At 71.6% G+C, this 24,803-nt stretch carries 15 protein-coding genes and 1 riboswitch; of the genes, 7 read left to right on the top strand and 8 right to left on the bottom strand.

Going from position 1 to position 24,803, the window contains the following annotated elements:
* Positions 1–58 precede the first annotated feature (58 nt).
* The 3 genes from ACFYVL_RS41265 (at position 59) to ACFYVL_RS41255 (ending at position 2,773) form a co-directional block, all read left to right on the top strand.
* The gene (locus tag ACFYVL_RS41265) at positions 59–1,120 is read left to right on the top strand and encodes a MerR family transcriptional regulator (RefSeq protein ID WP_389254635.1); all 1,062 of its coding nucleotides are present in this window, start codon (positions 59–61) and stop codon (positions 1,118–1,120) included.
* A gap of 135 nt (positions 1,121–1,255) precedes the next feature.
* Positions 1,256–1,831: an RNA 2'-phosphotransferase gene (locus tag ACFYVL_RS41260; RefSeq protein ID WP_389254633.1), complete on the top strand. Its 576-nt coding sequence runs from the start codon at positions 1,256–1,258 to the stop codon at positions 1,829–1,831.
* A 36-nt stretch (positions 1,832–1,867) separates the two neighbouring features.
* Positions 1,868–2,773: an LLM class flavin-dependent oxidoreductase gene (locus ACFYVL_RS41255; RefSeq protein ID WP_389254631.1), complete on the top strand. Its 906-nt coding sequence runs from the start codon at positions 1,868–1,870 to the stop codon at positions 2,771–2,773.
* A gap of 210 nt (positions 2,774–2,983) precedes the next feature.
* On the opposite strand, the gene ACFYVL_RS41250 is transcribed toward ACFYVL_RS41255, so the two are convergent.
* Positions 2,984–6,061 carry a tetratricopeptide repeat protein gene (locus ACFYVL_RS41250; RefSeq protein ID WP_389254630.1) on the bottom strand — a complete coding sequence of 1,026 codons (3,078 nt, stop codon included), beginning with the start codon at positions 6,059–6,061 and terminating at the stop codon, positions 2,984–2,986.
* Entirely contained in the window at positions 6,058–7,848 is a 1,791-nt protein-coding gene (locus ACFYVL_RS41245) for an HSP90 family protein (protein ID WP_389254667.1), read from the bottom strand. The genes ACFYVL_RS41250 and ACFYVL_RS41245 overlap by 4 nt, the downstream gene beginning before the upstream one ends.
* Positions 7,849–8,253: 405 nt before the next feature.
* On the opposite strand from ACFYVL_RS41245, the gene ACFYVL_RS41240 reads away from it, so the two are divergent.
* The gene (locus ACFYVL_RS41240) at positions 8,254–9,156 is read left to right on the top strand and encodes an HAD family hydrolase (RefSeq protein WP_389254628.1); all 903 of its coding nucleotides are present in this window, start codon (positions 8,254–8,256) and stop codon (positions 9,154–9,156) included.
* Between the two features lie 157 nt (positions 9,157–9,313).
* On the opposite strand, the gene ACFYVL_RS41235 is transcribed toward ACFYVL_RS41240, so the two are convergent.
* The 5 genes from ACFYVL_RS41235 to hisC all read right to left on the bottom strand — a co-directional run bounded on the left by ACFYVL_RS41235 (position 9,314) and on the right by hisC (position 18,676).
* Positions 9,314–11,029: a GAF domain-containing sensor histidine kinase gene (locus ACFYVL_RS41235; protein WP_389254626.1), complete on the bottom strand. Its 1,716-nt coding sequence runs from the start codon at positions 11,027–11,029 to the stop codon at positions 9,314–9,316.
* Positions 11,030–11,232: 203 nt separating this feature from the next.
* Positions 11,233–14,757, bottom strand: a complete 3,525-nt coding sequence (gene cydD / locus ACFYVL_RS41230) for a thiol reductant ABC exporter subunit CydD (protein ID WP_389254624.1) — start codon at positions 14,755–14,757, stop codon at positions 11,233–11,235.
* 59 nt (positions 14,758–14,816) lie between these two features.
* On the bottom strand, positions 14,817–15,818 hold the full coding sequence (gene cydB / locus ACFYVL_RS41225) for a cytochrome d ubiquinol oxidase subunit II (protein ID WP_389254621.1): 1,002 nt from the start codon (positions 15,816–15,818) through the stop codon (positions 14,817–14,819).
* 16 nt (positions 15,819–15,834) lie between these two features.
* Positions 15,835–17,343 carry a cytochrome ubiquinol oxidase subunit I gene (locus ACFYVL_RS41220; protein WP_389254619.1) on the bottom strand — a complete coding sequence of 503 codons (1,509 nt, stop codon included), beginning with the start codon at positions 17,341–17,343 and terminating at the stop codon, positions 15,835–15,837.
* A 244-nt stretch (positions 17,344–17,587) separates the two neighbouring features.
* Positions 17,588–18,676: a histidinol-phosphate transaminase gene (gene hisC, locus ACFYVL_RS41215; protein ID WP_389254616.1), complete on the bottom strand. Its 1,089-nt coding sequence runs from the start codon at positions 18,674–18,676 to the stop codon at positions 17,588–17,590.
* Positions 18,677–19,047: 371 nt separating this feature from the next.
* Between hisC and ACFYVL_RS41210 the strand changes: the two genes are divergently transcribed.
* The 3 genes from ACFYVL_RS41210 to ACFYVL_RS41200 all read left to right on the top strand — a co-directional run bounded on the left by ACFYVL_RS41210 (position 19,048) and on the right by ACFYVL_RS41200 (position 22,698).
* Entirely contained in the window at positions 19,048–20,169 is a 1,122-nt protein-coding gene (locus ACFYVL_RS41210) for a LacI family DNA-binding transcriptional regulator (protein WP_389254614.1), read from the top strand.
* A gap of 226 nt (positions 20,170–20,395) precedes the next feature.
* Positions 20,396–21,697 carry a metallophosphoesterase gene (locus tag ACFYVL_RS41205; protein WP_389254665.1) on the top strand — a complete coding sequence of 434 codons (1,302 nt, stop codon included), beginning with the start codon at positions 20,396–20,398 and terminating at the stop codon, positions 21,695–21,697.
* Between the two features lie 182 nt (positions 21,698–21,879).
* Positions 21,880–22,698: a hypothetical protein gene (locus ACFYVL_RS41200; RefSeq protein ID WP_389254612.1), complete on the top strand. Its 819-nt coding sequence runs from the start codon at positions 21,880–21,882 to the stop codon at positions 22,696–22,698.
* A 156-nt stretch (positions 22,699–22,854) separates the two neighbouring features.
* Here the strand turns inward: ACFYVL_RS41200 and thiC are convergent, their stop codons facing one another.
* Positions 22,855–24,621: a phosphomethylpyrimidine synthase ThiC gene (thiC, locus tag ACFYVL_RS41195; protein ID WP_389254610.1), complete on the bottom strand. Its 1,767-nt coding sequence runs from the start codon at positions 24,619–24,621 to the stop codon at positions 22,855–22,857.
* Positions 24,614–24,749: riboswitch (TPP riboswitch) on the bottom strand. (Overlaps the previous gene by 8 nt.)
* Between the last annotated feature and the right edge of the window lie 54 nt (positions 24,750–24,803).

The following is a 24,803-nucleotide window of genomic DNA, read 5'->3' as shown; positions in this document are numbered from 1 at the left end:
CGCGTGCGAGCGTGGCGGAACCGCGCGACAGCATCCGTGGCGGGGAGGGGAGTTGAGCATGTCCGGTCGACCGGCGGACGCCGAGTACCGGATCGAGGACCTGGCACACCTCAGCGGTGCCACGGTCCGTACGATCCGCGCCTACCAGGACCGTGGGCTGCTCCCGAAGCCGGAGAGGCGCGGCCGGGCCAATGTGTACGCGGACCCGCACCTGGCCCGGCTGCGGCAGATCGCCGACCTGCTGGAACGCGGCTACACCCTGGCCAGCATCAAGGAGCTGCTGGAGGCCTGGGACGCGGGCCGGGGACTCGGCGGGGTGCTCGGCCTGGTCGCGGAGGTGGGCGGCCCGTGGACCGACGAGGAGGCGGGCCGGATCTCGCGCCGTGAGCTGGATGCGCGGTTCGGCGGCCGGCCCGACGAAGCGGCGGTGGCGGAGGCCGTGGAACTGGGCGTCCTGGAGAGGATTCCGGGTCGGGAGGACGAGTTCCTGGTGCCTTCGCCGCAGGAACTCGCGGTGGCCGCCGAGCTGTACGCGGCGGGGGTGCCGCTGAAGGCGATCTCGGGTCATCTGTGGGAACTGCGCGGCCAGGTGGAGCACATCGCGGCGCGTTTCCTGGAGTTCACCACCGAGCACGTCTTCGCCCGCTATCTGGAACACAGTCCTCCGACCGACGCGGACGCGGTGGAGGCGGCTGCTCTGGTACGCCGTCTGCGTCCGCTGGCGCAGCAGAGCGTGGATGCCGAACTGGCCCGTGCCATGCGCCTGTTCGCCACACGGCACCTGCAGCAGCATCTCGGCGCCGCACCCGCGCAGGGCTCCGCGGAGCAGCTCAGGACGCCAACTTCTGCGAATTCAGGAGCTCCTGCGAATAGCGCGACACCGACGACCGCGTCTCCCACCGACCACGCGGCTCCCCCGGCACCCGCAGCCGCGACGACTTCCACGACGGAGTCGATCGCACTTCCGGTCGGAACGATCGCCGCTGTCCAAGCGTTGGTTGGGGAGAAGAACGTCGCGGCTTTCGTGGCCGCGGCGGCCGAACGGGAAGTCCAGGCACGCACCTTGGACTCCCTTGTTCCAACACAACTCAATCGTGAGGAAATTGACGAACTACCCTAAAAGGGACGCACGTTATCCACAGTTCCCACATATCTCCTGTGGAAAAGGGTTATTGGCTGTGGATGAAGCCGAACTGTGCGGCCCGGAGCGGTAATTCGGATGCGGCCGACGACCGATTGCGGCGAATCTGTCGGGATGAATGAACACCGCGTCGTCAAGGTGTCGAAGTACCTCTCGAAACATCTGCGGCACCAGCCCGAACGCCTCGGTCTCACCCTCGACGACAACGGCTGGGTGGAGATCGACGCCCTGCTCCGGGCCGCCGGGGAGCACGGCTTCCGCATCACCCGCGCGGAACTGGACCACGTCGTGGCCACCAACGACAAGAAGCGGTTCGCCGTACGGGACGACGACCCCGTGCGCGGCGCCCTGATCCGCGCCAGTCAGGGCCACTCGGTCGAGGTCGACCTGGACCTGCCCCCTGCCGAACCGCCCGCCTACCTCTTCCACGGCACCCACCCCCGCGCCGTCGCGGCGATCCGCGCCGAGGGGCTGCGCCCGATGAACCGGCACGATGTCCACCTCTCGCCCGACCGGGAGACCGCCACCCGGGTGGGCGCCCGCCGGGGCCGCCCGGTCGTACTGGCCGTGGACGCCGGCGCGATGCACCGCGCCGGTCATGTCTTCCGGGTCAGCGCCAACGGGGTGTGGCTCACCGCGCACGTACCGGTGGGGTTCCTGCGCTTCCAGGACAGCTCCCCGGGCGCGTGAGCAGGCCGGGCCACGAGGCCCCGTAGAGTCGGCCCCATGCGTCTGAGCACTGTGATTCTGCCGATCCGCCGCTGGCACGAGGGCGGCAAGGAGGTGTGGCAGCGCGCAGAGGAGCTGGGCTTCCACACCGCGTACACCTACGACCACCTGTCGTGGCGGGTGCCGTTCCGCGAGGGCCCGTGGTTCGGGGCGCTGCCGACCCTGACGGCCGCCGCGTCCGCCACCGAGCAGCTGCGGCTCGGCACGCTGGTCACCTCGCCCAACTTCCGCCACCCGGTGACCCTCGCCAAGGAGCTGATCTCGCTCGACGACATCAGCGGCGGACGCGTCACGCTGGGCATCGGCGCGGGCAGCGCCGGTGGATTCGACGCGACGGCGCTGCTGCCGGAGGGCGCGCAGCCGTGGACCCCGCGCGAGCGGGCGGACCGGTTCGCCGAGTTCGTACCCCTGCTGGACCGGCTGCTGAGCGAGGACGCCGTGTCGTACGACGGGCAGTTCTGGTCGGCGGGCGACGTACGGAACATTCCCGGGTGCGTTCAGCGGCCCCGACTGCCGTTCGCGGTGGCTGCCACCGGGCCTCGCGGGCTGAAGCTGGCCGCCGCGCACGGGCAGGCGTGGGTCACCACCGGCGATCCCAAACTGTTCGCCGACGGCACCCCCGACCAGTCCCTGGAAGCGATCCGCGGGCAGATCAGCAAGCTGGGTGCGGCCTGCGAGGCGATCGGCCGCGACCCCCGTGAGCTGGGCAAGACCCTGCTGACCGGCTTCACTCCGGACCGTCCGCTGGAGTCCCTCGACGCGTTCGTGGACTTCGCGGGGCGCCACGCGGAGCTGGGCATCGACGAACTCGTACTGCACTGGCCGATCGCGGACACCCAGTTCGCGGCGGACGAGAAGCTCTTCGAGCAGATCGCGGGGGAGGGGCTCGCGCAGCTGAAGTGACACGAAGGTGAAGTGACGCGGAGGGGGTGCGGGGCGCCGTCACCGGCACTGCGGCAGTGTCGGTGGGGTGCTGCCACACCCGGCCCGTGAGGTACTGCGGCAGCGCTGGGGAGGTACTGCCGCGCTGCTGGTGGGGGCGTCTCTCAGGACGCCCCCACCGGCACCGTCACCCCGGCCGCCGTCCCCCGGCGCCCGGCCCCCGTGCCTTCGTCAGTCGAAGTGCTCCAGCCGCTGTTCCATCTGGGCCAGCAGTTCGGCCGCCGCCTCCGACTCCGTCGCCAGCGCCTTCAGCTCGCCCACGAAGTCGGCGAGCGCCGCCCGCCCCTCGTCGGCACGGTCCAGCTCCTTCTCCTGCCAGGCCACCCGCAGCACACAGGAAGCCCGCTCCGCCAGCTCGGCGGGACCGAACTCGCGCAGCGCGTCCGCGGCCCGCCTGTTCAGGTCGACGACCTCCTGCGCGTGCCCGTCCGCTTCGTCGCCATAGAGCAACTGCCCCAACTGCGACCAGGTGCGGGCCCGCTCCAGCCGGTACTCGGGGCCGTCGCCGTCGAGTGCCGCCAGGGCCTGCCCCATCAGTTCCCTGGCCTTGTCGAGGTCCTGGCCTGTCTCCTCGCCCTCGTCGTCGTACTCCTCCTCGGCGGCCAGCCATGCCCATGCCCGCAGCGCCCGCACGTGCCCGAAGGTGTCACCGGCCTCCTGCCACAGCTGCGCGGCCCGCACGTACGCCTGCTCGGCCTGCTCGCCCAGCCCCTCCTGCTCCGCCAGGCACTCCCCGGCAAGCATCGCCAGCCGGGCCTTCGCCGGCGCGTTGTCCCAGTCCTTGGCGGTGTCGGCGGCGAGCAGGTACTGCTCGGCCGCCGCCTTGCCCTCGCCGAGCTGCCGCAGCAGGTGCGCGAGGACATCACGGGCACGTACGGCCTGCTCCTCGCCGTGCTCCAGCAGATCCGGCAGCGCCGACTCCAGGATCTCGGCGGCCTCCGCGGCCCGGTCGCACTCGCCGTACGCCTGGGCCAGGATCAGCCGCGCGTACGCGCCCGCGCCCGCGCTCTCGCCCGCCGCGTCGAACCAGTGCGCCGCCTCCAGCGCGTACGTCGCCGCCTCGGGCTCCTTGCCGTCCTGCCGGTACAGCGCCTCGGCCAGTGCCAGCCGGGCACCGCCCAGCTCGTCGGCGTCGGTGACCTCCGCGGCGCATTCGACCGCCGCGCGGGCGGTCTCCTCCGCCTCCGGGAGCCGGCCGAGCATCATGCGCAGCCTGGCCAGCCGGGTCAGGGTCTCCACCGCGTGCCACGGGCGGCCCGCGTCCTGGTTGCGCCGGGCCGCGGCGGCCAGCAGGGAGTCCGCGCGCTCCCAGTCCTGCGCCTGCACCGCCTCCTGCGCGAGCGCCTCCTCGGCCTCCGCGACCAGGTCGGCGAGCTGGTGCGGATCAGCGGGCCACTGAGCATCGGCGCCCTCCCGCGCACCGGCGCCCTCGTGCTCCCCGACGGTCTCCCGCGGATCACCCGCCCCCGCCCCGTACCGCCCGACGAAGTCCCCCATCGCCGCCAGGAAGCGCGCCTCCGCCGCCACGTCGTGCCCCGGGCCGTGCTCGTGCCCGGAGCCGTGCTCCGCGGACTGTTCCGCGGTCTGTTCCGCGCGCCCGTGCGCGTACGCCCGCTGTGCGGTGAACGCCTCCAGCTTGATCCGGGTCAGTTCCAGCGTCGCCAGCCGCCGGGCCTTCAGCGGGTCGTCGTCAGGTATCGCCCCGATCAGCGCGGCGGCAGTGTCGAGCGCGGACCGTATCTCCTCGTCCGGCGCGCCCTCCTGCGCGGCGGCGACGGCGACCCTGGTCCCGTTGAGCGCGGCCCTGCCGGGGTCGCCCGCCGTACCGAAGGCCCCCACGACGCCCCAGAAGAGCTCGCGCACCGTGCCGTCCGCGACCGGCTCCCCGCCCGCCCTGCCCTTCCTGATCGCCCGGTGCTCCAGCAGTTCGGCGTGCAGCAGCGGACCCGTCGCGGTACCGCTCTCCTCGGCCAGCACCTCGATCCGGTCCCACAGCGCGTCGGCCGACGGATGCCCGGCCGACCGCAGCTCGCGCGCCCGCACCGCCAGCTCCTGCACACCGGGCTCCGGTACGACGGTGCCCGCGGCCTGCGAGGAGCCGGCGGCCGGGGTCACCGGACGGGCCACCAGGGCGCCCGCCCGCACTCCCAGCGGCAACGCCTCCACCAGCGGTCGCTGGCCGAGCCGCGCGGCCAGTCTCGCCGAGCTGGCCCCGGTGCCGTTGCGCACGTCGAAGCGCGCGGTGAGCGCGGTCGCCTCGGCGAGGAGAATGCCGTGCAGCTCGGCGACGGTGCGCGGGGAGCCCTGGTACGGGGCGGCGGGCAGGGCGCCGTGCCCCAGCTCCAGCAGCCTGCCCAGCAGCAGCAGGGTCCCGCCGCCGAATCCGAGTTGGGCGTCCGCGTCGTTGAGCGGTCCCAGATGTCCGGCGTGCTCGGCCAGGATCTCCAGACCGCGCGCCTCGTTGCCGGTCAGGGCGCAGAACTCGATGTGGTGGCCGATGCTGCGCAGCAGGCTCTCGTTCCCCTTCGCCATCCGGTAGCCGCGCAGGTGGTACGTCCGGGCCTCGTCGAGGCGCCCGAGCCGAACCAGCGGAACCAGCGCCTCCGCGAGTACCCGGTGCGGTTCCTCGGCGCAGACGTGCTCGCCCTCCAGAACGGGCGCCCAGGTGGTGAGGGCCTTCTCGTCCTGTTCGCGGCGGGCCCAGTAGCCGCCCTGCTCGTTCAGCTCGCAGGCGTGGCAGTCGCTCATCTGGTCGCGGTCGGCCGACGTCCACGCGGCGAGCGCACGGTCCGCGGCCTCGTCGTCGCCGATCTCGTACGCCAGGTAGTACTCGGACTGGCGGACGGCCCGCACGCTGTACCCGGCGACGGCGTACCGGCGTCCCATCTCCTGGAGCCACTGCCGGATCGACGTCAGGGGTATGTCGGGCAGGTCGAGCATGCCGCTGCTGACCCACTTGAACCGCCAGTGCAGGCTCTGCACGTCCCACCGGTCGAAGCCGGAGGGGTCGCGGTCCCACTCCTGGAGCAGCCGGGCGAACGGCACGATCAGCTTGCCGCGCTCGGTGCTGAACTCGTACGCGTCGATGAGATTGAACAGCCCCAGCCGGACCAGCTCGGCGTCGCCGGACTGCTCGGCAGCGGCGAGGAGTTCCTCGGCGCGGGCGTTGCGGGAGGGCCCGTTGGGGGACTCGCGGTTCTCCCAGATCGCCTGCCGGATCTCCTCGGGAGAGGTCGCGGGGGTGCTCACTTGCCGTCCTCCTTGGTGTTCTTCTGCTGCGCGGCGCCGACCGGGTGGGTCGCCCACTCCAGCAGTCCGAGGAAGGCCCGGTTGAGGAGCGAGGTGTCCACGGGGCGCAGCGGGCGCTGCGACATCAGCAGGGCCTGTCCGTACAGCGACTCGACCGCCGTGCCCGCGAGTTCCGCGTCGGGTATCGCCGCGACCTTCCTGACCAGCGGGTTGTTGTGGTTGAGGACGAGCCGGGCGCGCGGCACCGAGCCGCGCAGCGCACCGAGGATGCCGGTCCACAGGTCGTCCGCGCCGGCCTCGGCGTCCGCCCGGTCCCGCTCGTGCCGGGCCTGCCGGTCGTCGAGGAACAGCGCGGGCAGCGTCACCGGCTGGAAGCCGCGCAGCACGACGTCGCAGCCGAGCGGGTCGAGCCGGGTCCTGGCGGTGGCCAGGAAGGAGGCGAGCGCCAGCTCCTGCTGAGGGGCGACCGGGTCGAGGTGTGCGGTGACCGCGCCCGCGTCGAGCTCGCTGACCCGCACCCCTTCCCTGATCCGGGGCAGCATCTCGACCAGTTCGGCGTCGTACGTGTAGCCGCCGTTGACCACGCCCAGTCCGTGCGCGGCGGCGATCGGGGCGACCTGGCGGAACTCCTCGACGGTGCGGGTGAGATGGACCTCGGGGTGGCTGCGGACGAACTCGTCCAGCGTGAGCCTGCCGTCGCTGGTCTCGAACGGCAGCCACGGCAGCATCAGTTCCAGCAGTTCCGCGTCGTGCCGGGCGAGGGACTTCACCCCCAGGTGGTGCACGGCGAGGAAGGCGGCGAGCCGGTCGGGGTCCCCTGCGGCCAGCTCCGCCAGCCACTCCCGCACCCGGGTTCCCAGCGCTTCCCGCACGGCGGCGAGAGTCTCGTCGTCGTAGAGGTTCTCGCGGGACGCGGTGGGGCGCAGGGTGTCGGTGTCGAGGACCGCGCGGACGAAGAACGCCCAGTCGGGCAGGAGGTTGTCCGCCCGGTCGGTGAGCAGCATGCCCTTGAGGTAGACCCGGTGGGCGGCGTGGTGGGCCGGGCTGGTGGCGGTCGGCAGGACGTACGCCACCCCGCGCACCCCGGCCACCGGCAGGTCGAGCTCGATGCTGTCGAGCGGCGTGAAGCCGAAGGTCTGCGCGCAGTGCCCGGCCAGCGCGACGCGGCGGGCGGTCGGCGTGGGGAACTCGCGGTCCCAGACCGCGGGCCGGTCCGTGACGGGGCGCCCGACGCCGTCGGGGCCGCTGAAGGTGACGTCGTACGGCAGCAACGAGCCGAAGTCCCGCGCCAGCTCCTCGACGCGGCCGGCCTCCGTCCACTCCTCGGCGCCGGGGCGCGGCTCCAGGTGGACCGTGGTGCCTGGTTCGGCACGGGTGTCGTGGGGGAGCGTGCGCACGGTGTACGAACCGTCGTCGGTGGCCACCCACTCCACGGGCGGCGCGTCGGGCGTACGCGCCGAACGGGAGACGACGCGGATCTGCCGGGCCACCACGAAGCAGGCGAGCAGACCGATGCCGAACTGTCCGAGGAACTCGCGGCGGGCCCCCTCCAGACCGTCGCGCTTGGAGCTGCGGCCGATCGTGGCGAGGAGGGTGTGCACCTCGTCGGAGGTCAGCCCGATGCCGCCGTCCTCCATCGTCACGGCGCCTTCGGCGGTGACGCCCAGCCGGATGCGGACGGGGGCCTCGGGGTCGTGGCCGCGGCGTGCGGTGGAGGCGTCCACCGCGTTCTGCAGGAGCTCGCGGACGTAGACGCGGGGGCTGGAGTACAGGTGGTGGGAGAGCAGGTCGACGAGGCCGCGGAGATCGACCTGGAAGGTGTTGACCGTGCGGTCGGAGCCTCCGGCCCCGGCCGCGCCCGGACCTTCGGCCTCCGTCGGCTCCGTCGGCGTACGGGGATGCGAATTCGGGTTCACCAGGAATCACCTCGCGGATGTGGGTGGCTGCGTGGGCTCGGACGAATCGCTGGGTCCCCCCTGACGAATCGCGACGGCCGTCCGGCCCGTACCGCCGGCCGCAACACGCGGGGCAGGACCCGGAATTGATTCACATCGTAGGTGGGGGCACTGACAATCCCGCGGGAATTTCCGGTCGCCCGGGTACGCCGCGGGTCTCCCGCCGCTCGGAACACTCCCCTCCACAGATGCGCACCCTTTCGCACATCCGTGCAGCGCATACGGGAGGATGAGGCGATGACCTCAGCTACCGACCCTCTCTCCCGCCCGGCCGCAGCTCCCGGCACCGCACCGGCGGCGTCCGGCGCGGTTTCCGGAGCCCGCACCGCACCCCGTCTGATCGCCACGGACCTGGACGGCACCCTGCTCCGCGACGACAAGTCCGTCTCGGAGCGCACCGTGGCCGCCCTGGCCGCCGCCGAGGCGGCCGGCATCGAGGTCTTTTTCGTGACCGGCCGCCCGGCCCGCTGGATGGACGTGGTCAGCGCACACGTGCACGGGCACGGCCTGGCCATCTGCGCGAACGGGGCGGCCGTCGTCGACCTGCACGCGGGCGGCGAGCTGATCGGGGTATACCCGCTGGAGCGCGACGACGCCCTCGCCGCGGTGGCCGCGCTGCGCGCCGCCGCACCCGGCACGTCCTTCGCGGTGGAACTGACCACCGGCATCCACTACGAGCCCGACTACCCGCCGTTCCAGTTCGACCCGGCCGCGGGCATCGGCACCGCCGAGGAGCTGCTGCGGGAGGAGGTCCCCGGCAGCGGCGACCCCGTGATCAAGCTGCTGGCGAACCACCCGACGCTCACCCCGGACGACTTCCTCGACCTGGCCAGGGCCACCGTCGGCGACCTCGGCTCGGTCACCCGCTCCAGCCCGACCGCCCTCCTGGAGATCAGTGGTGCGGGGGTCTCCAAGGCGAGCACCCTGGCCCGCTGCTGCGCCGAGCGCGGCATCGCGCCGGAGGAGGTCGTGGCCTTCGGCGACATGCCGAACGACATCGAGATGCTGGCCTGGGCGGGGCGTTCGTACGCCATGGGCAACGCCCACCCGGCGGTCGTGGCCGCCGCCTCCGGCCGTACGGTCGCCAACAACGAGGACGGCGTCGCGGTCGTCATCGAACGCATCCTCGCCGGGGAGTAGCGGCACCTGCCCGGACCCTCGGGCAAGGGGCGTACGCCAGGGAGCGCACCCCTTGCCCAAGGGCCCGGCACCACTCACCGCGCCGGCCCGCCCGCACCCCACCACGTGCCGACCGGCCCGCAGGCACAGCTCACGCGGCCCACCAGCAGGTCCGGCCCTACAGCGGTGCCTCCCACACCACCGCCGTCCCTCCGCCTTCCGCGCCCAGCCCCGGGCCGTACGAGCTGGAGCCGCCCAGCGCCTCCGCCCTGCGGCGCAGGTTCCGCAGGCCGCTGCGCCTGCCGCCCTCCGGGATGCCGACCCCGTCGTCCGCGACGGTGAGCCGGACCGCGCGGCGGCCGTCGGCGAGTGTCACCGTGGCGTCCACGACGACCTCGATCCGTGAGGCGTCCGAGTGCCGGAAGGCGTTCGACAGTGCCTCCCGCAGCGCGGCGATCAGGTTCTTCCCGGTCAGCTCGCCCACCAGCGCGTCCACCGGCCCGACGAAGTGGTGCGCGGGCTTGAAGCCCAGCGGCACCGCCGCCATGTTGATCTCCCGCAGCACCCGGGTGCGCAGCCCGGACGGCGCCTCGGCCGGCCCCTGCTGAAGGGCGAAGATCGCCGTGCGGATCTCCTGGATCGTCACGTCCAGCTCGTCGACCGCCTTGCCGACGCCCGTCTGTACCTCAGGCACCACCGACCTGCGCTGTGCGCTCTCCAGCATCATGCCCGTCGCGAAGAGCCGCTGGATGACGAGATCGTGCAGGTCACGGGCGATCCGGTCGCGGTCCTCGAAGACCGCGAGGCGTTCCCGGTCGCGCTGCGACTCGGCCATCATCAGCGCCAGCGCCGCCTGCGAGGCGAACTGGGTGGCCAGCGTCCGCTCGGCCTCGGTGAACGGCTTCCCGCCGTGCAGCCGCGGGGTGGCGAGCGCCCCCATCACCCGGCCCCCGCTGCGCAGCGGCAGCAGCATGCTCGGTCCGTACTGGCCGGACATGTTCGTGATCATGCGCGGGTCGGTGGCGGAGTCGTTCACGAACACCGATTCGCCGTCGAGCAGCAGGGCCACGATCGGGCTCTCCGCCGGGACGACCTTGCCCAGCGACTCGGCGGGGTTGTCCGCGGAGACCGCCGCGATCTCCAGGCCGCCCTCCTCCGCGGGCAGCAGCACCATCCCGGCCGCCGAGTCCGCCAGCCGCCGGGCCTGCTCGGCGACCACCGACAGCGCGTCGTCCACGTCGCCGCCGGACAGCAGTGCGGTGGTCACCGCCACCGACCCGTCGATCCACCGCTCGCGCTGCCGCGCCGCCTCGTACAGCCGGGCGTTGCCGATGGCGATACCGGCCTCGGTGGCCAGCACCCGCAGCATGTGCAGGTCGTAGTCGTTGAACTCCTCCCCACCGCGCTTCTCGGTGAGGTAGAGATTGCCGAAGATCTTGCCCTGCACCCGGATCGGAACACCGAGGAAGGTGCGCATCGGCGGGTGGTGCGGCGGGAAGCCCTCGAACCGGGGGTCGGCCGTCACGTCCGCGAGCCGCACCGGCTCCGGGTTGCGGATCAGCGCCCCGAGCAGGCCCTTGCGCCCGCCCGGCAGCTTCCCGATCGCGGCGGCCTGGGCCTCGGTCACGCCGTACGTCACGAAGTCCGAGAGCCCCTCGCCCTCGTCGTCGACGACCCCGATGGCGGCGAACCGGGCACCGGCCAGCTCGGCGGCGGTCTCGCAGATCCGGTCCAGCGTGGAGTGCAGCTCCAGACCGCTGCCCACCGAGCGCATGGCCTCCAGCAGCTGCGGCACGCGTGCGGTGAGCTCGGTCGACAAGCCCTGGAGGCTGCGGGTGGCCTCGGACGTGGCGTCGAGGGAGTCGTGGGGAGCCTGGTCCTGCTGCGCTGACATGCTCTTGAGACTAGTAAGTCCTATTTAAAGGGGAAAGTCGACCAGCGGGCGTTTGCGCCTTTTTACGTCGGCCCTGCCGTCAGCTTCACGTCGGCCCTGCCGTCAGACTTACGTCGGCCCTGCCGTCAGCTTCACATCGGCCCTTCCGCCACCACGGCCCGCCCGCACCGTCGCGCACCCGCCCGGGTCTACGGACCGTCGGCCTAGCCCACCGGCTCCGCCGCCTTCTCCCGCTCCAGCATCCGGCGCAGTTCTCCGTCCGTCCCGGCCAGCGCCGCGAACGTCCCGCGCTGCACGACGCGCCCCTCGTCCAGCACGACGACCTCGTCCACCGCCTCCAGCCCCTGCAGCCGGTGCGTGATCAGCACCGTCGTACGCCCCTCGGTGGCGGCGAGGAGATCGGCCGTCAGCGCGTCCGCCGTCGCCAGGTCCAGGTGCTCGGCCGGCTCGTCCAGGACGAGTACGGGGAAGTCGGCCAGCAGCGCCCTGGCCAGCGCGAGCCGCTGGCGCTGGCCGCCGGACAGCCGCGCCCCGTGCTCACCGACGAGGGTGTCGAGCCCGTCGGGGAGCGCCTCGACCCACTGGCGCAGCCGGGCCCGCCCGAGCACGTCCCAGAGCTGGTCGTCGTCCGCGTCGGTCCTGGCCAGCCGCAGGTTCTCCCGCACCGAGCTGTCGAAGAGGTGCGCGTCCTGCGCGCACAGTCCGACGGCCCGCCGTACGTCGTCCCCGTCCAGCGAGTCGGCGGCCACCCCGCCGAGCGTGTAGGTCCCGGCACCCGCGTCCAGGAACCGCAGCAGCACCTGGGCAAGAGTGGTCTTGCCGGCCCCGCTCGCCCCGACGACGGCGATGCGCCTGCCCGCCTCCAGCGTCAGATCGACCCCGGACAGGGCGTCCCGCTCCTGGCCCGCGTACCGCGCGGACAGTCCCCGCACCTCCACCGGGAAGACCACCTCCGGCAGCGTCCCCGGCACCTGCGGCTCCCGTACGGGTACGGGCGCGTCCAGCACCTCGTACACCCGCTCCGCGCTGCGCCGCACCCGCTGCCGGTACTGCACCGCCAACGGCATCCCGGTCACCGCCTCGAACGCGGCCAGCGGCGTCAGCACCACCACCGCCAACTGCACCCCGGCCAGCCGCCCGTCGGCCACCGCCTGCGCCCCGGCCCACGCGGCCCCGACCACGGTCAGCCCGCACACCAGGGCCGAGAGCCCGCCGCCGAGCGCGGTCGCCGAGGCACCCCGCGCGGCGATCGAGGTGAGCACCGCGTCCGCCTCCCGCACGGCAGCGGTACGACGCCGCAGCGCGCCCGCCACCGTCAGCTCGCCCACACCACCGAGCAGATCCGCCACCCGCACCGCCAGCGCACCGCGTGCCGGAGCGAGCTGCCGCTCGGCCCGCCGCGCGACGGCACCGCTCACCAGCGGCACCGCCACCCCGGCCAGCAGCAGTCCCACGGCCAGCACCGCCCCCGCCTCGGGCAGCATCCAGCCGGTGAACCCGACAGCGGCGACGCTCACCACGACGGCCGCACCCGCGGGAAGCGCCCACCGCAGCCAGTAGTCCTGCAACGCGTCCACATCGGCGACCAGCCGGGACAGCAGGTCCCCGCGCCGGGTCCGGCGCAGTCCGGCGGGCGCGATCCGCTCCAGCCGCCGGTAGACGGCGACCCGCATGTCGGCGAGCATCCGCAGCACCGCGTCGTGCGAGACGATCCGCTCCGCGTACCGGAACACCGCCCGCCCGATACCGAAGGCCCTCGTCGCGGTGACCGCCACCATCAGATAGAGAACCGGCGGCTGTTCGGAGGCACGGGAGATCAGCCAGCCGGACACCGCCATGAGCCCCACGGCCGAGCCGAGCGCCAGACTTCCGAGCAGCAGCGCCAGACCGAGCCGCCCGCGCTGGCTGCCCGCGTCCCGGCGCACCCGCCGCAGCACACCGCCGCCTGTTTCACGTGAAACACCGTCGCCCCGCCCGCCCGCGGCCGACTCCTCGGACTCCCGAGGCCCGGACCCCGGCACCGCTGCGCCCTCCGAGGACGACGGCGCAGCGCCCGGGAGCGAGGGGCCGGAAGCAGCGGTGCCAGGAGCGGTCGCGGCCTCACCGAGGCGCACCACCCGGTCCGCCACCGCCAGCAGCGCCGGCCGGTGCACGACCAGCACCACGGTCCGTCCCACCGCGAGCCGCCGTACCGCCTCGACGATGCCCGCCTCGGTCCCGCCGTCCAGCGAGGCCGTCGGTTCGTCGAGCAGCAGCACCGGCCGGTCGGCGAGAAACGCCCGCGCCAGCGCGAGCCGTTGCCGCTGTCCCGCCGAGATTCCGGCGCCGTCCTCGCCGAGCAGCGTCTCCGTGCCCTGTGGCAGCGCGGCCACGAAGTCGTAGGCCCCGGCGTCCCGCAGCGCCTCCAGCACCGCGGCATCGTCCGCGTCGGGCCGCGCCAGGCGCACGTTCTCGGCGACCGTCCCGGCGAACAGATGCGGTCGCTGCGGCACCCACGCCACGCGCTCCCGCCACTTCTCCAGTGACACCGTCGCCAGGTCGGTGTCCCCGACCAGCACCCGCCCCTCGGCCAGCGGCACGAACCCGAGCAGGGCGTTCAGCAGTGTCGACTTCCCAACCCCGCTGGGCCCGACGACGGCGACCGTCTCGCCCTCCGCGACCTCCAGCGAGGCCGCTGCCAGCGAGGGCTCCGTACGCCCCTCGTGCCGTACGGTCACGCCCTCCACCCGCAGCGCCCCGGAGTCCGGAACGTCGCCCGAACCGCCCTGCGGCAGCTCGGTCTCCAGCACCGTGAAGATCTCCTCGGCGGCGGAGAGCCCCTCGGCCGCCGCGTGGTACTGCGCTCCCACCTGACGCAGCGGCAGGTACGCCTCCGGGGCGAGGATCAGGATGACCAGCCCGGTGTACAGGTCGAGGTCGCCGTGCACGAGCCGCATGCCGATGGTGACCGCGACCAGCGCCACCGACAGCGTCGCCAGGAGTTCCAGTGCGAACGAGGAGAGGAAGGCGATCCGCAGCGTCTTCATGGTGGCCCGCCGGTACTCGGCGGTGATGGCCCGGATCGACTCGGCCTGTGCCTTCGCCCGGCCGAACACCTTGAGCGTCGGGAGCCCGGCGACCACGTCGAGGAAGTGCCCGGACAGCCGCGACAGCAGCTTCCACTGGCGGTCCATCCGGGACTGGGTGGCCCAGCCGATGAGGATCATGAAGACCGGGATCAGCGGCAGGGTCACCACGATGATCGCCGCGGACACCCAGTCCTCGGTCACGATCCGGGCGAGCACCGCCACGGGGACGACGATCGCGAGACCCAGCTGCGGCAGGTAGCGCGAGAAGTAGTCGTCCAGGGCGTCCACGCCCCGGGTGGCCAGCGCGATCAGCGAGCCGACCCGCTGTCCGCCCAGCCAGCCGGGCCCCAGGCCCGCGGCCCGCTCCAGCAGCCGCCCGCGCAGTTCGGACTTGACCGCAGCGCTCGCCCGGTGGGCGGCCAGTTCGGTCAGCCAGGCCACCAGGGCCCGGCCGACCGCGACCGCCACCAGCAGGAGCAGCGGCGTCCGCAGTCCGCCGGAGTCCATTCCCCGCTGGAAGGCCCCGACCACCACCTCGGCGATGAGCATCGCCTGGGCGACGACCAGGCCCGCCCCGGCGAGCCCGAGGACCACCACCGCCGCCAGGAAGAAGCGGGTGGCACGGGCGTACCGGAGCAGACGCGGGTCGATCGGTTTCACGTGAAACATCCCCCACTACAGGACGGGCAGGACCTCAGGGACAGCCGTGACGCCGGATGTCAGTGCGCGTCGGCGATGTGCTGGGTACCGATCCGCTTCCTGAACACCCAGTACGTCCATCCCTGGTAAAGCAGCACCACCGGAGTCGCGATCCCGGCGCACCAGGTCATGATCTTCAGCGTGTACGGGCTGGACGAGGCGTTGGTGACCGTGAGGTTCCAGGCCTCGTTCAGCGAGGACGGCATGACGTTCGGGAAGAGCGTCAGGAAGAGCATGGCAACCGCGGCCGCGATGGTCACGCCCGACAGCGCGAAGGACCAGCCTTCGCGTCCGGCGGCGATCAGTGCGATGGCCGCGACCAGCGCCAGCGCCGCGACGATCAGGGCGACCAGGCTCGTGCCGTCGCCGCTGTCGATCTGGGTCCAGATCAGGAAGACGAGCGCCAGCACGGCGGTCGCACCACCCAGGACCACGGCCAGCTTCCGTGCCCGTACCCGGATGTCACCGACCGTCTTGAGCGCGGTGAAGACCGCACCGTGGAAGGTGAACAGGGTGAGCGTGACCAGACCGCCCAGCAGGGCGTACGGGTTGAGCAGGTCGAAGAAGTTCCCGACGTACTCCATGTCCTGGTCGATCTTCACGCCGCGCACGATGTTGGCGAAGGCCACGCCCCACAGGAAGGCCGGTACCAGGGAGCTCCAGAAGAGCACGTGCTCCCAGTTGGTCTGCCAGCGTTCCCCGGAGCGCTTGTGCCGGTACTCGAAGGCGACGACCCGCACGATCAGGCAGAGCAGGATCAGCAGCAGCGGCAGGTAGAAGCCGCTGAACAGGGTGGCGTACCACTCGGGGAAGGCGGCGAAGGTGGCACCGCCCGCGGTGAGCAGCCAGACCTCGTTGCCGTCCCAGACCGGGCCGATGGTGTTGATGAGGACCCGGCGCTCCTTGCGGTCGCGCGCGAGCAGCTTGGTGAGTACTCCGACCCCGAAGTCGAAGCCTTCGAGGAAGAAGTAGCCGATCCACAGAACGGCGATCAGGATGAACCAGACGTCGTGGAGTTGCATGGTGGTCTCTCCTCCCTCAGTACGAGAAGGCCATCGGGCGGTCGGCGTCCTTGCCGTCCCCGCCGATCCTGGTGGGCGGGTTGAGGTCGTTCTCGTCGAGTTCCGGCGGGCCGGCCTTGACGTACTTCACGAGCAGCTTGACCTCGACGACGGCGAGGATCGCGTACAGCGAGGTGAAGGCGATCATCGAGGTGATGACCTCGCCCTGCGAGACGCCGGGCGAGACGGCGGCGGAGGTCTTCAGGACGCCGTAGACGACCCAGGGCTGACGGCCCATCTCGGTGAAGATCCAGCCCCACGAGTTGGCGATCAGCGGGAAGAGCATGGTCCACAGCGCGACGACCCAGTACGCGGAGGCGAGCCGGGGGCTGAGGGCCTTGTTCCGGAACAGCACCAGATTCGGCACTTCGTCCTCACCGGTCCGCAGGCCCGGTGGCAGCATGAACTTCTTCCGGGTCAGCCACAGGCCGAGGATCCCGAGCGCGAAGGACGCCATGCCGAAGCCGATCATCCACCGGAAGCTCCAGTAGGCGACGGGGATGTTGGGCCGGTAGTCGCCGGGCCCGTACTTCTCCTGCTCGGCCTTGTTGATCTCGTTGATGCCGGGGACGTACTCGCTGAAGTTGTTGTGGGCGAGGAAGGACAGTATTCCGGGGACCTCCACGGCGACCCGGTTGTGGCCCTTGTCGACGTCACCGATGGCGAAGAGCGAGAACGGCGCGGGTGCCTCGCCCTCCCACAGGGCCTCGGCCGCCGACATCTTCATCGGCTGCTGCTTGTACATGACCTTGCCGAGCGTGTCGCCGCTGATCGCGGTCATCAGGCCGGCGATCACGACGGTGACCAGGCCGAGCCGCAGCGAGGTGCGCATCACCGGGATGTGCTTCTTGCGCGCCAGGTGGAAGGCGGCGATGCCGACCAGGAACGCCCCGCCGACCAGGAAGGCGGCGGTGATGGTGTGGAAGAACTGGGTGAGCGCGGTGTCCTGGGTGAGGACCTTCCAGAAGTCGGTGAGCTCGGCCCTGCCCCGCTCCTCGTTCATCCGGTAGCCGGTCGGGTGCTGCATCCAGGAGTTGGCCGCCAGGATGAAGTACGCGGACAGGATCGTGCCGATCGACACCAGCCACATGCAGGCACAGTGGATCTTCTTGGGCAGCTTGTCCCAGCCGAAGATCCACAGTCCGATGAAGGTGGATTCGAAGAAGAACGCGATCAACGCCTCGAAGGCGAGCGGCGCACCGAAGATGTCACCGACGAAGCGCGAGTAGTCGGACCAGTTCATGCCGAACTGGAACTCCTGCACGATGCCGGTCGCGACGCCCATCGCGATATTGATCAAGAAGAGCTTGCCCCAGAACTTGGTCGCCTTGAGGTACTTCTCCTTGCCCGTCCGCACCCACGCCGTCTCCAGTCCGGCCACCAGAGCCGCGAGCGAGATCGTCAGGGGGACGAAAAGGAAGTGATAGACGGTGGTGATACCGAACTGCCATCGCGCCAGGGTCTCTGGCGCCAGAGCAAGCTCCACGTCGTCGTCCTTTCCTTACATCGCCGTTGTCATCGGCAGTTTGCCCCTTTAATCCCACTAATCCCGGGACGAAAGGGGACACGCTTGTGAACGCGTTCACATTCACAAGCATTATGTCGCACGCTCATTCGGAACGTACCGGCGGGGTCCCCCTAAAAAACGACGGTGCCCCCACAAGCCGCTCACGGCTCGCAGGGGCACCGCCCGCACCACGGAAACGGCGGCGTCGCCGCCCGGCCGGGCCCTACAGCTCCTTGCGGAAGGCTTCCGCCGCCTTGAGGAAGAGATCGTTCGCCTCGACCTCGCCGATCGTCACCCGCACGCCCTCGCCGGCGAACGGCCGCACCACCACGCCGGCCCTCTCACAGGCCGCCGCGAAGTCCGTGGTGCGCTCCCCCAGCCGCAGCCACACGAAGTTCGCCTGCGTCTCGGGGACCGTCCAGCCCTGGCCGCGCAGCCCCTCGTACACCCGCGTGCGCTCGCCGATCAGCGCGTCCACCCGCTCCAGCAGCGCGTCCTCGGAACGCAGCGAGGCGACCGCGGCCTCCTGGGCGATCTGGCTCACCCCGAACGGCACCGCCGTCTTGCGCAGCGCCGCCGCCACCGGCTCGTGCGCCACCGCGAAACCGACCCGCAGACCGGCCAGCCCGTACGCCTTGGAGAAGGTCCGCAGCACGGCCACGTTCGGCCGGTCCCGGTACAGCTCGATGCCGTCCGGCACCTCCTCGTCACGGATGAACTCGCGGTACGCCTCGTCCAGAACGACCAGCACGTCGCCCGGCACCCGGTCCAGGAAGCGCTCCAGCTCCGCCTTGCGCACCACGGTGCCGGTGGGGTTGTTGGGGTTGCAGACGAAGATCAGCCGGGTCCGCTCGGTGATGGCGTCCGCCATCGCGTCCAGGTCGTGCACATCGCCGTCGGTCAGCGGCACCGGCACCGCCGTCGCGCCGCTGATCCGCGTGATGATCGGGTACGCCTCGAACGACCGCCAGGCGTAGATGACCTCGTCGCCGGGGCCCGAGGTGGACTGCAGCAGCGACTGCGCGACGCCGACCGAGCCGGTGCCGGTCGCCACGTGCGAGGCGGGCACCCCGAACCGCTCCGAAAGCTCGTTCATCAGCCCCGTGCAGGCCATGTCGGGGTAGCGGTTGAAGGCGCCGGCCGCCTCGATGGCGCGCTCCATGACGCCCGGCAGCGGGGGGTAGGGGTTCTCGTTGGAGGACAGCTTGTACGCCGCCGGGCCTTCGGCGCCCGCGGCCGCGGCCGGCTTCCCGGGCTTGTACGTGGGGATGCCGTCCAGCACCGCGCGCAGCTTGGGGCTCGTCTCGCTCACTTCAGGGTCCTCCTCGACCGTACGTACCACCAATACTGCTCACCTTATGAGGATTGGGCGGCGCTGCGAAGGGGCCGTCGGCGCCTCTCGGCAGAGGGCGTGACGACAAGGGGGCGCGCCCCTTCCACTCGCGCGCGCCGGTGGCTCACGCCGTGGCGCGCGTCCCTCGAAGTGGTGAGTTGAGACCTCTCCGCAACATCGGGCAGATGCCGCACGCACACCGCCAGCGAGGTGCCTCGACAGCGCTACTCCCCCCAACCCCCTTGGCTTCCATGGTCGATGCGCCTGTAGACCCATGCAGAAACGTGCCTGTCAATCGGCGCATATGCGCGGAGGCCAATCAGTCCCCGGCGCCCTACTATCGGCTCGCCATGACAGCAGCAGGGAAGCATCAGGTGAGCCGGACCGAGACACCCCGGCGAGGCAGTCGGCCAGGACGTGCGGGCATCCGGGATGTTGCCGCCGCGGCCGGTGTCTCCATCACGACTGTCTCCGACGCCCTCAACGGCAAGGGCCGGCTCCCGGACGCCACCCGCCGCCACGTCCGCGAGGTCGCCGACCGGCTGGGCTACCGCCCGTCGGCCGCGGCCCGCACGCTCCGTACCGGGAAGTCGGGCCTCATCGGCCTGACCGTCACCACGTACGGGGACGAACCTTTCACCTTCACCGAATTCGCGTACTTCGCGGAGATGGCCAGAGCCGCGACCTCGGCCGCGCTCGCGCGCGGCTACGCGCTGGTCATCCTGCCCGCGTCCTCCCGGCACAGCCCCTTCGACGTGTGGCAGAACGTGGCACTCGACGGGACCGTCGTCATCGACCCCTCCGACGAGGACCAGGTCGTCACCGAGCTGATGCGGCAGGGTCTGCCCGTCGTCTCCGACGGCCGCCCGGCAGGCACGCTCCCGGTCACCGCCTGGGTCGACAACGACCACGAGGCCGCCGTACTCGAACTCCTCGACCACCTCGCCGACGCCGGGGCCCGCCGCATCGGCCTGCTCACCGGCACCACCACCGACACCTACACCCGGCTCTCCACCACCGCGTACCTGCGCTGGTGCGAGCGCGTGGGACAGGACCCGGTGTACGAGTCCTACCCGGCGCACGATCCGTGCGCGGGCGCCGTCGCGGCCGACCGGCTGCTCGCCCGCCCGGACCGCCCGGACGCCGTCTACGGACTCTTCGACCCCAACGGCACCGATCTGCTGGCCGCCGCCCGGCGCTACGGACTGCGGGTCCCCGAGGACCTGCTGCTCGTCTGCTGCTCGGAGTCGACGGTGTACGCGACCACCGAGCCGCCCATCACCACGCTCTCGCTGAAGCCCCGCCGGATCGGCACCGCCGTGGTGCAGCTCCTCATCGACGCCATCGAGGGGCTCGACACCGGCCGCCCCATCGAGCAGGTGATACCGACCGAACTCATCGTCCGTACCTCGTCCCAGCGACGCCCGCCGCGCACCACGGTGAGCGCCCCGCGCTCACCGTCGGGGGACTGAATTCGGGAGACCGCGGGGGGATCCGGGGGCGGCGGCGGGGACCGCCCCCGGATCGGCACCGGTACCGATCTCCGCAATCCGGACGAAACAACCGGTGAACTGCGGGTGTACCCGGATTCACCACCCCTGGTGCCTCACACACTGCGGGCCGCATTCCTATGATGGGCGCACGACACGGCGGACCACCGGGACCAGGTGGGATTCCAAGGTGTACGGCGGCGCGACGGTGGTGGAGGGGTCAATGACTCAGGGGGCCGGTCAGGGACCCGCAGTGCGTACGGCGACGTTGCGGGACTTCCGGGTGCCTCCTTACGCCCAGGCACCCGTCGCGACGTACGACGCGGAGCAGGTGTACGACCAGGAGCAGACGTACGAGCACGAGCGGGCGTACGCCGACGAGCGCGCCCGGCAGCAGGCGCACGGCCCGGCACAGGGGCTCGTGCCCGAGCAGGGGCGGGCGGCCGGGTCCGCGCCCGTACCCACTCCCGTACCCGAGCACGAGCCGGTGCGTGCGCCCGAGCGGGCGTACGGCGCCGAGGACGGGCCGGAGCCGGTGGAGCCGGGCCTCGACGAGGAGCCCGAGGGCTACACGCCCACCCAGCGGGACCTCCCGGTGATCAGCCGCGAGGACCGCGCGGGCCCCGGTGACACCCTGCGCATCCCGCAGCCCGAGTTCCCGCCCGCGCAGGAGGGCGAGGGTCTGGGCCCGCTGTTCGTCGTCGGCGACGTGCACGGCTACCTGGTGGAGCTGCTCGACGCGCTGCACGAGCAGGGCCTCATCGACGACGAGGGCCACTGGGCCGCGGGCAACGCCCGGCTCTGGTTCCTCGGCGACTTCACCGACCGCGGCCCCGACGGCATCGGCGTCATCGACCTCGTGATGCGGCTCTCCGCGGAGGCCGCCGCGGCCGGCGGCTACTGCAAGGCGCTCATGGGCAACCACGAGCTGCTGCTGCTCGGCGCCCGCCGGTTCGGCGACACCCCCGTCAACTCGGGCGCCGGCACCGCCACCTTCCAGGCGGCCTGGCTGCTCAACGGCGGCCAGAAGCACGACATGGAGCGCCTCCAGGACGTGCACCTTCAGTGGATGGCACGGCTGGACGCGGTGGTCCTGGAGGACGGGCACCTCCTGACCCACTCGGACACCACCGCCTACCTCGACTACGGAAGCTCCATCGAGGACGTGAACGACACGGTCCACGCCATCCTCACGCGCAACGACGCCGACGAGTGCTGGGACCTTTTCCGCAAATTCACCAAGCGTTTCGCTTTCCGTGACGAAGGCGGTGCCAATGCCGTCCGGGATCTGCTCGACGCATATGGCGGCGAGCGCATCGTCCACGGTCACAGCCCGATTCCGTACCTCCTCGGCGAGGTCGGCGGCGAGGACGCGGGGGACGGAGAGGGCAGCTCGGGGCCGGTCGTCGAGGGTCCGCACGTCTACGCCGACGGGCTCGCGATCGCGATGGACGGCGGAGTGACCATGGCCGGAAAGCTGCTGGTCGTCCAGCTCCCCCTGAATGACTGAGCGTGACGAGGGAAGACGTACATCCTACGAACAAGCTCCCAGCGCCGGACCAATTTCCGGAAACCCCCTGTCACCCCGTGCCGTAGGCGCTCTACCATCGGGTTATCCGTAGCAGGCTCTCCTCCGTTTCCGCCCAACTGCCCCACCGAAGCGGGCAACCCGGCCCTACGGAGCATCGGGGGATGCACATGAACAGCGCTCCGCACCTGCTGGCCGAGGACCGCCCTGAGTTCGAGCGGACCCTCGACGAGGCACTGCGCACCGCGCACGAACGCCCGGATCTCGCCGCGCTGGAACAACGGCTGAACAGTGAGCAGTTGCGCACCGCGGCGCTCAACGCACGCGAGATAATCGCCGGCCACGCCTCGGCCGAGTACGACCACTACGTCAAGGTGCGCGGCGAACTGCGCGCCCCCACCCTGGCGAGCGCCCTGCTCCCGCCGGGCATGGGGGAGAACGCGGAGGCGACAGGGGCGGGCGCGGTCGCCGTCGTCGCCGTACTGACTCCCGTACTGGCCGGGATAGCCGCGGTGGTCCTGCTGCTCATCGGCTATCTGCTGAGAATGATCAAGCCCGAGCCGGCGGCGGCCGAGGCACTGCTGACCGCCGGCTGGGTGTTCGGCGCGCTGACGGCGGCGGGCCTGCTCGGCGCGGCGATAGGCCTGCTCTTCACCGCCCTGCGCAACGGGTCGAGCGCGGTCCCGGTCGGCAGGCACGACGACGGCACCGAGGAGATCGACCGCGCCAGGGAAGCCTGGAAGCACGCCCTGCTGGAGCGGGGCATCGTCCCCTTCCTGCGCGACGCGCTCACCCGGCCCACCGAGCCGGCCGCGAACCCGCCCCAGCAGACCGGGCGCATCCCCGGCCTCGGCTACTCCCGCCCGGACTTCAGCAGCCCCGGCGAGAACAGCAACCACAACGGCCACAGGACCCGCCCCAGCTTCTCCAGCCCGGACTTCTCCAGCCCCGACTACGGCGGCCCGGACCACAAGCCGGAGTAACCCCCGGCGAATGGTCCGGAACCGCCAAGTCCGCTGGGACCGGACCCGGATCAGGGACGGTCCGGATCAGGGACGGTCCGGGTCAGGGACCGTCCGGGTCAGGGACCGTCCGGATGAGGCCCGAGGACCGAGGCGCGTCCCCGGGTGCCCGGAGTGCTAGTCCGCGATCGGCAGATAGACCCGGTTGCCCGCCGCGGCGAACTCCTTGGACTTCTCCGCCATGCCCGCCTCGATCTCCTCGGGCGTCCCGCCGTGCTCCCGCCGGATGTCCTGCGAGATCTTCATCGAGCAGAACTTCGGACCGCACATCGAGCAGAAGTGCGCGGTCTTCGCCGGCTCGGCGGGCAGCGTCTCGTCGTGGAACTCCCGTGCCGTGTCCGGGTCGAGGGCCAGGTTGAACTGGTCCTCCCACCGGAACTCGAAGCGGGCGTCGCTCAGCGCGTCGTCCCACTCCTGGGCCCCCGGGTGCCCCTTGGCGAGGTCCGCCGCGTGCGCGGCGATCTTGTAGGTGATCACGCCGGTCTTCACGTCGTCCCGGTTGGGCAGCCCCAGGTGCTCCTTGGGCGTCACGTAGCAGAGCATCGCGGTGCCCCACCAGGCGATCATCGCGGCGCCGATGCCGGAGGTGATGTGGTCGTAGGCGGGCGCCACATCGGTCGTCAGCGGGCCGAGCGTGTAGAACGGCGCCTCCTCGCAGATCTCCTGCTGGAGGTCGATGTTCTCCTTGATCTTGTGCATCGGGACGTGTCCCGGGCCCTCGATCATGGTCTGTACGTTCCAACGCTTGGCGATCGTGTTGAGTTCCCCGAGCGTCCTCAACTCCGCGAACTGCGCCTCGTCGTTGGCGTCCGCGATCGACCCGGGCCGCAGACCGTCGCCGAGGGAGTACGTCACGTCGTACGCGGCGAGGATCTCGCAGAGCTCCTCGAAGTTCTCGTACAGGAACGACTCCTTGTGGTGCGCCAGGCACCAGGCCGCCATGATCGACCCGCCGCGCGAGACGATGCCGGTCTTGCGGCGCGCGGTCAGCGGTACGTACGCGAGGCGCACGCCCGCGTGGACGGTCATGTAGTCCACGCCCTGCTCGGCCTGCTCGATGACGGTGTCCTTGTAGATCTCCCAGGTCAGGTCCTCGGCACGGCCGTCGACCTTCTCCAGCGCCTGGTACAGCGGGACGGTGCCGATCGGGACCGGGGCGTTGCGCAGGATCCACTCGCGGGTGGTGTGGATATTGCGGCCGGTGGAGAGGTCCATGACCGTGTCGGCGCCCCACTGGGTGGCCCAGGTCATCTTGTCCACCTCCTCCTCGATGGAGGAAGTGACCGCGGAGTTCCCGATGTTGGCGTTGACCTTCACCAGGAACCGCTTGCCGATGATCATCGGCTCGATCTCCGGGTGGTTCACGTTCGCGGGCAGTACCGCGCGACCCGCCGCGATCTCCTCCCGTACGACCTCGGGGGAAACGTTCTCCCGGATCGCCACGTACTCCATCTCCGGCGTGATCTCCCCGCGCCGTGCGTACGCGAGCTGCGTGACGGCCTGCCCGTCGCGGCCCCGGCGGGGCTGGCGCGGGCGGCCGGGGAAGACCGCGTCCAGGTTCCGCAGGCCCCCGCGCGGGGACGTGTGCTTGATGCCGTCGTCCTCGGGGCGCACCGGACGGCCCGCGTACTCCTCGGTGTCGCCGCGGCCGACGATCCAGTTCTCCCGCAGCGGGGCGAGGCCGCGCCGTACGTCAGTCTCGATCGACGGGTCGGTGTACGGGCCGGACGTGTCGTACAGCGTCACGTCCTTCCCGTTGGTCAGGTGCACCTGACGGACCGGCACCCGGAGGTCGGGGCGCGAGCCCTCGACGTATCCCTTGTGCCAGCCGGGCTTGCGCCCGTCCTGGTCGGAGGCAGGCGTGCGTGCATCCATGGTGGTCATGAGACCTACTCCCTACGCCGGCATTACCCGGTAACAGGTTCGGCGGTCGACGCAGCCGTGTCCGTACGCATGTGTACGGAGGTCAGCGCCCTCTCAGCCCGGTGCTCCGAGCTCCCGCGTGTACAAAGGTTCGCCCTCACGCTAGCGCCACCCCGGCCGCGCTGAACAGAGGGCCCCTGCCG

Source organism: Streptomyces sp. NPDC004111, from assembly GCF_042874215.1.
Classification (GTDB): domain Bacteria; phylum Actinomycetota; class Actinomycetes; order Streptomycetales; family Streptomycetaceae; genus Streptomyces.
This window is presented reverse-complemented; position numbering and strand designations above follow the sequence as displayed.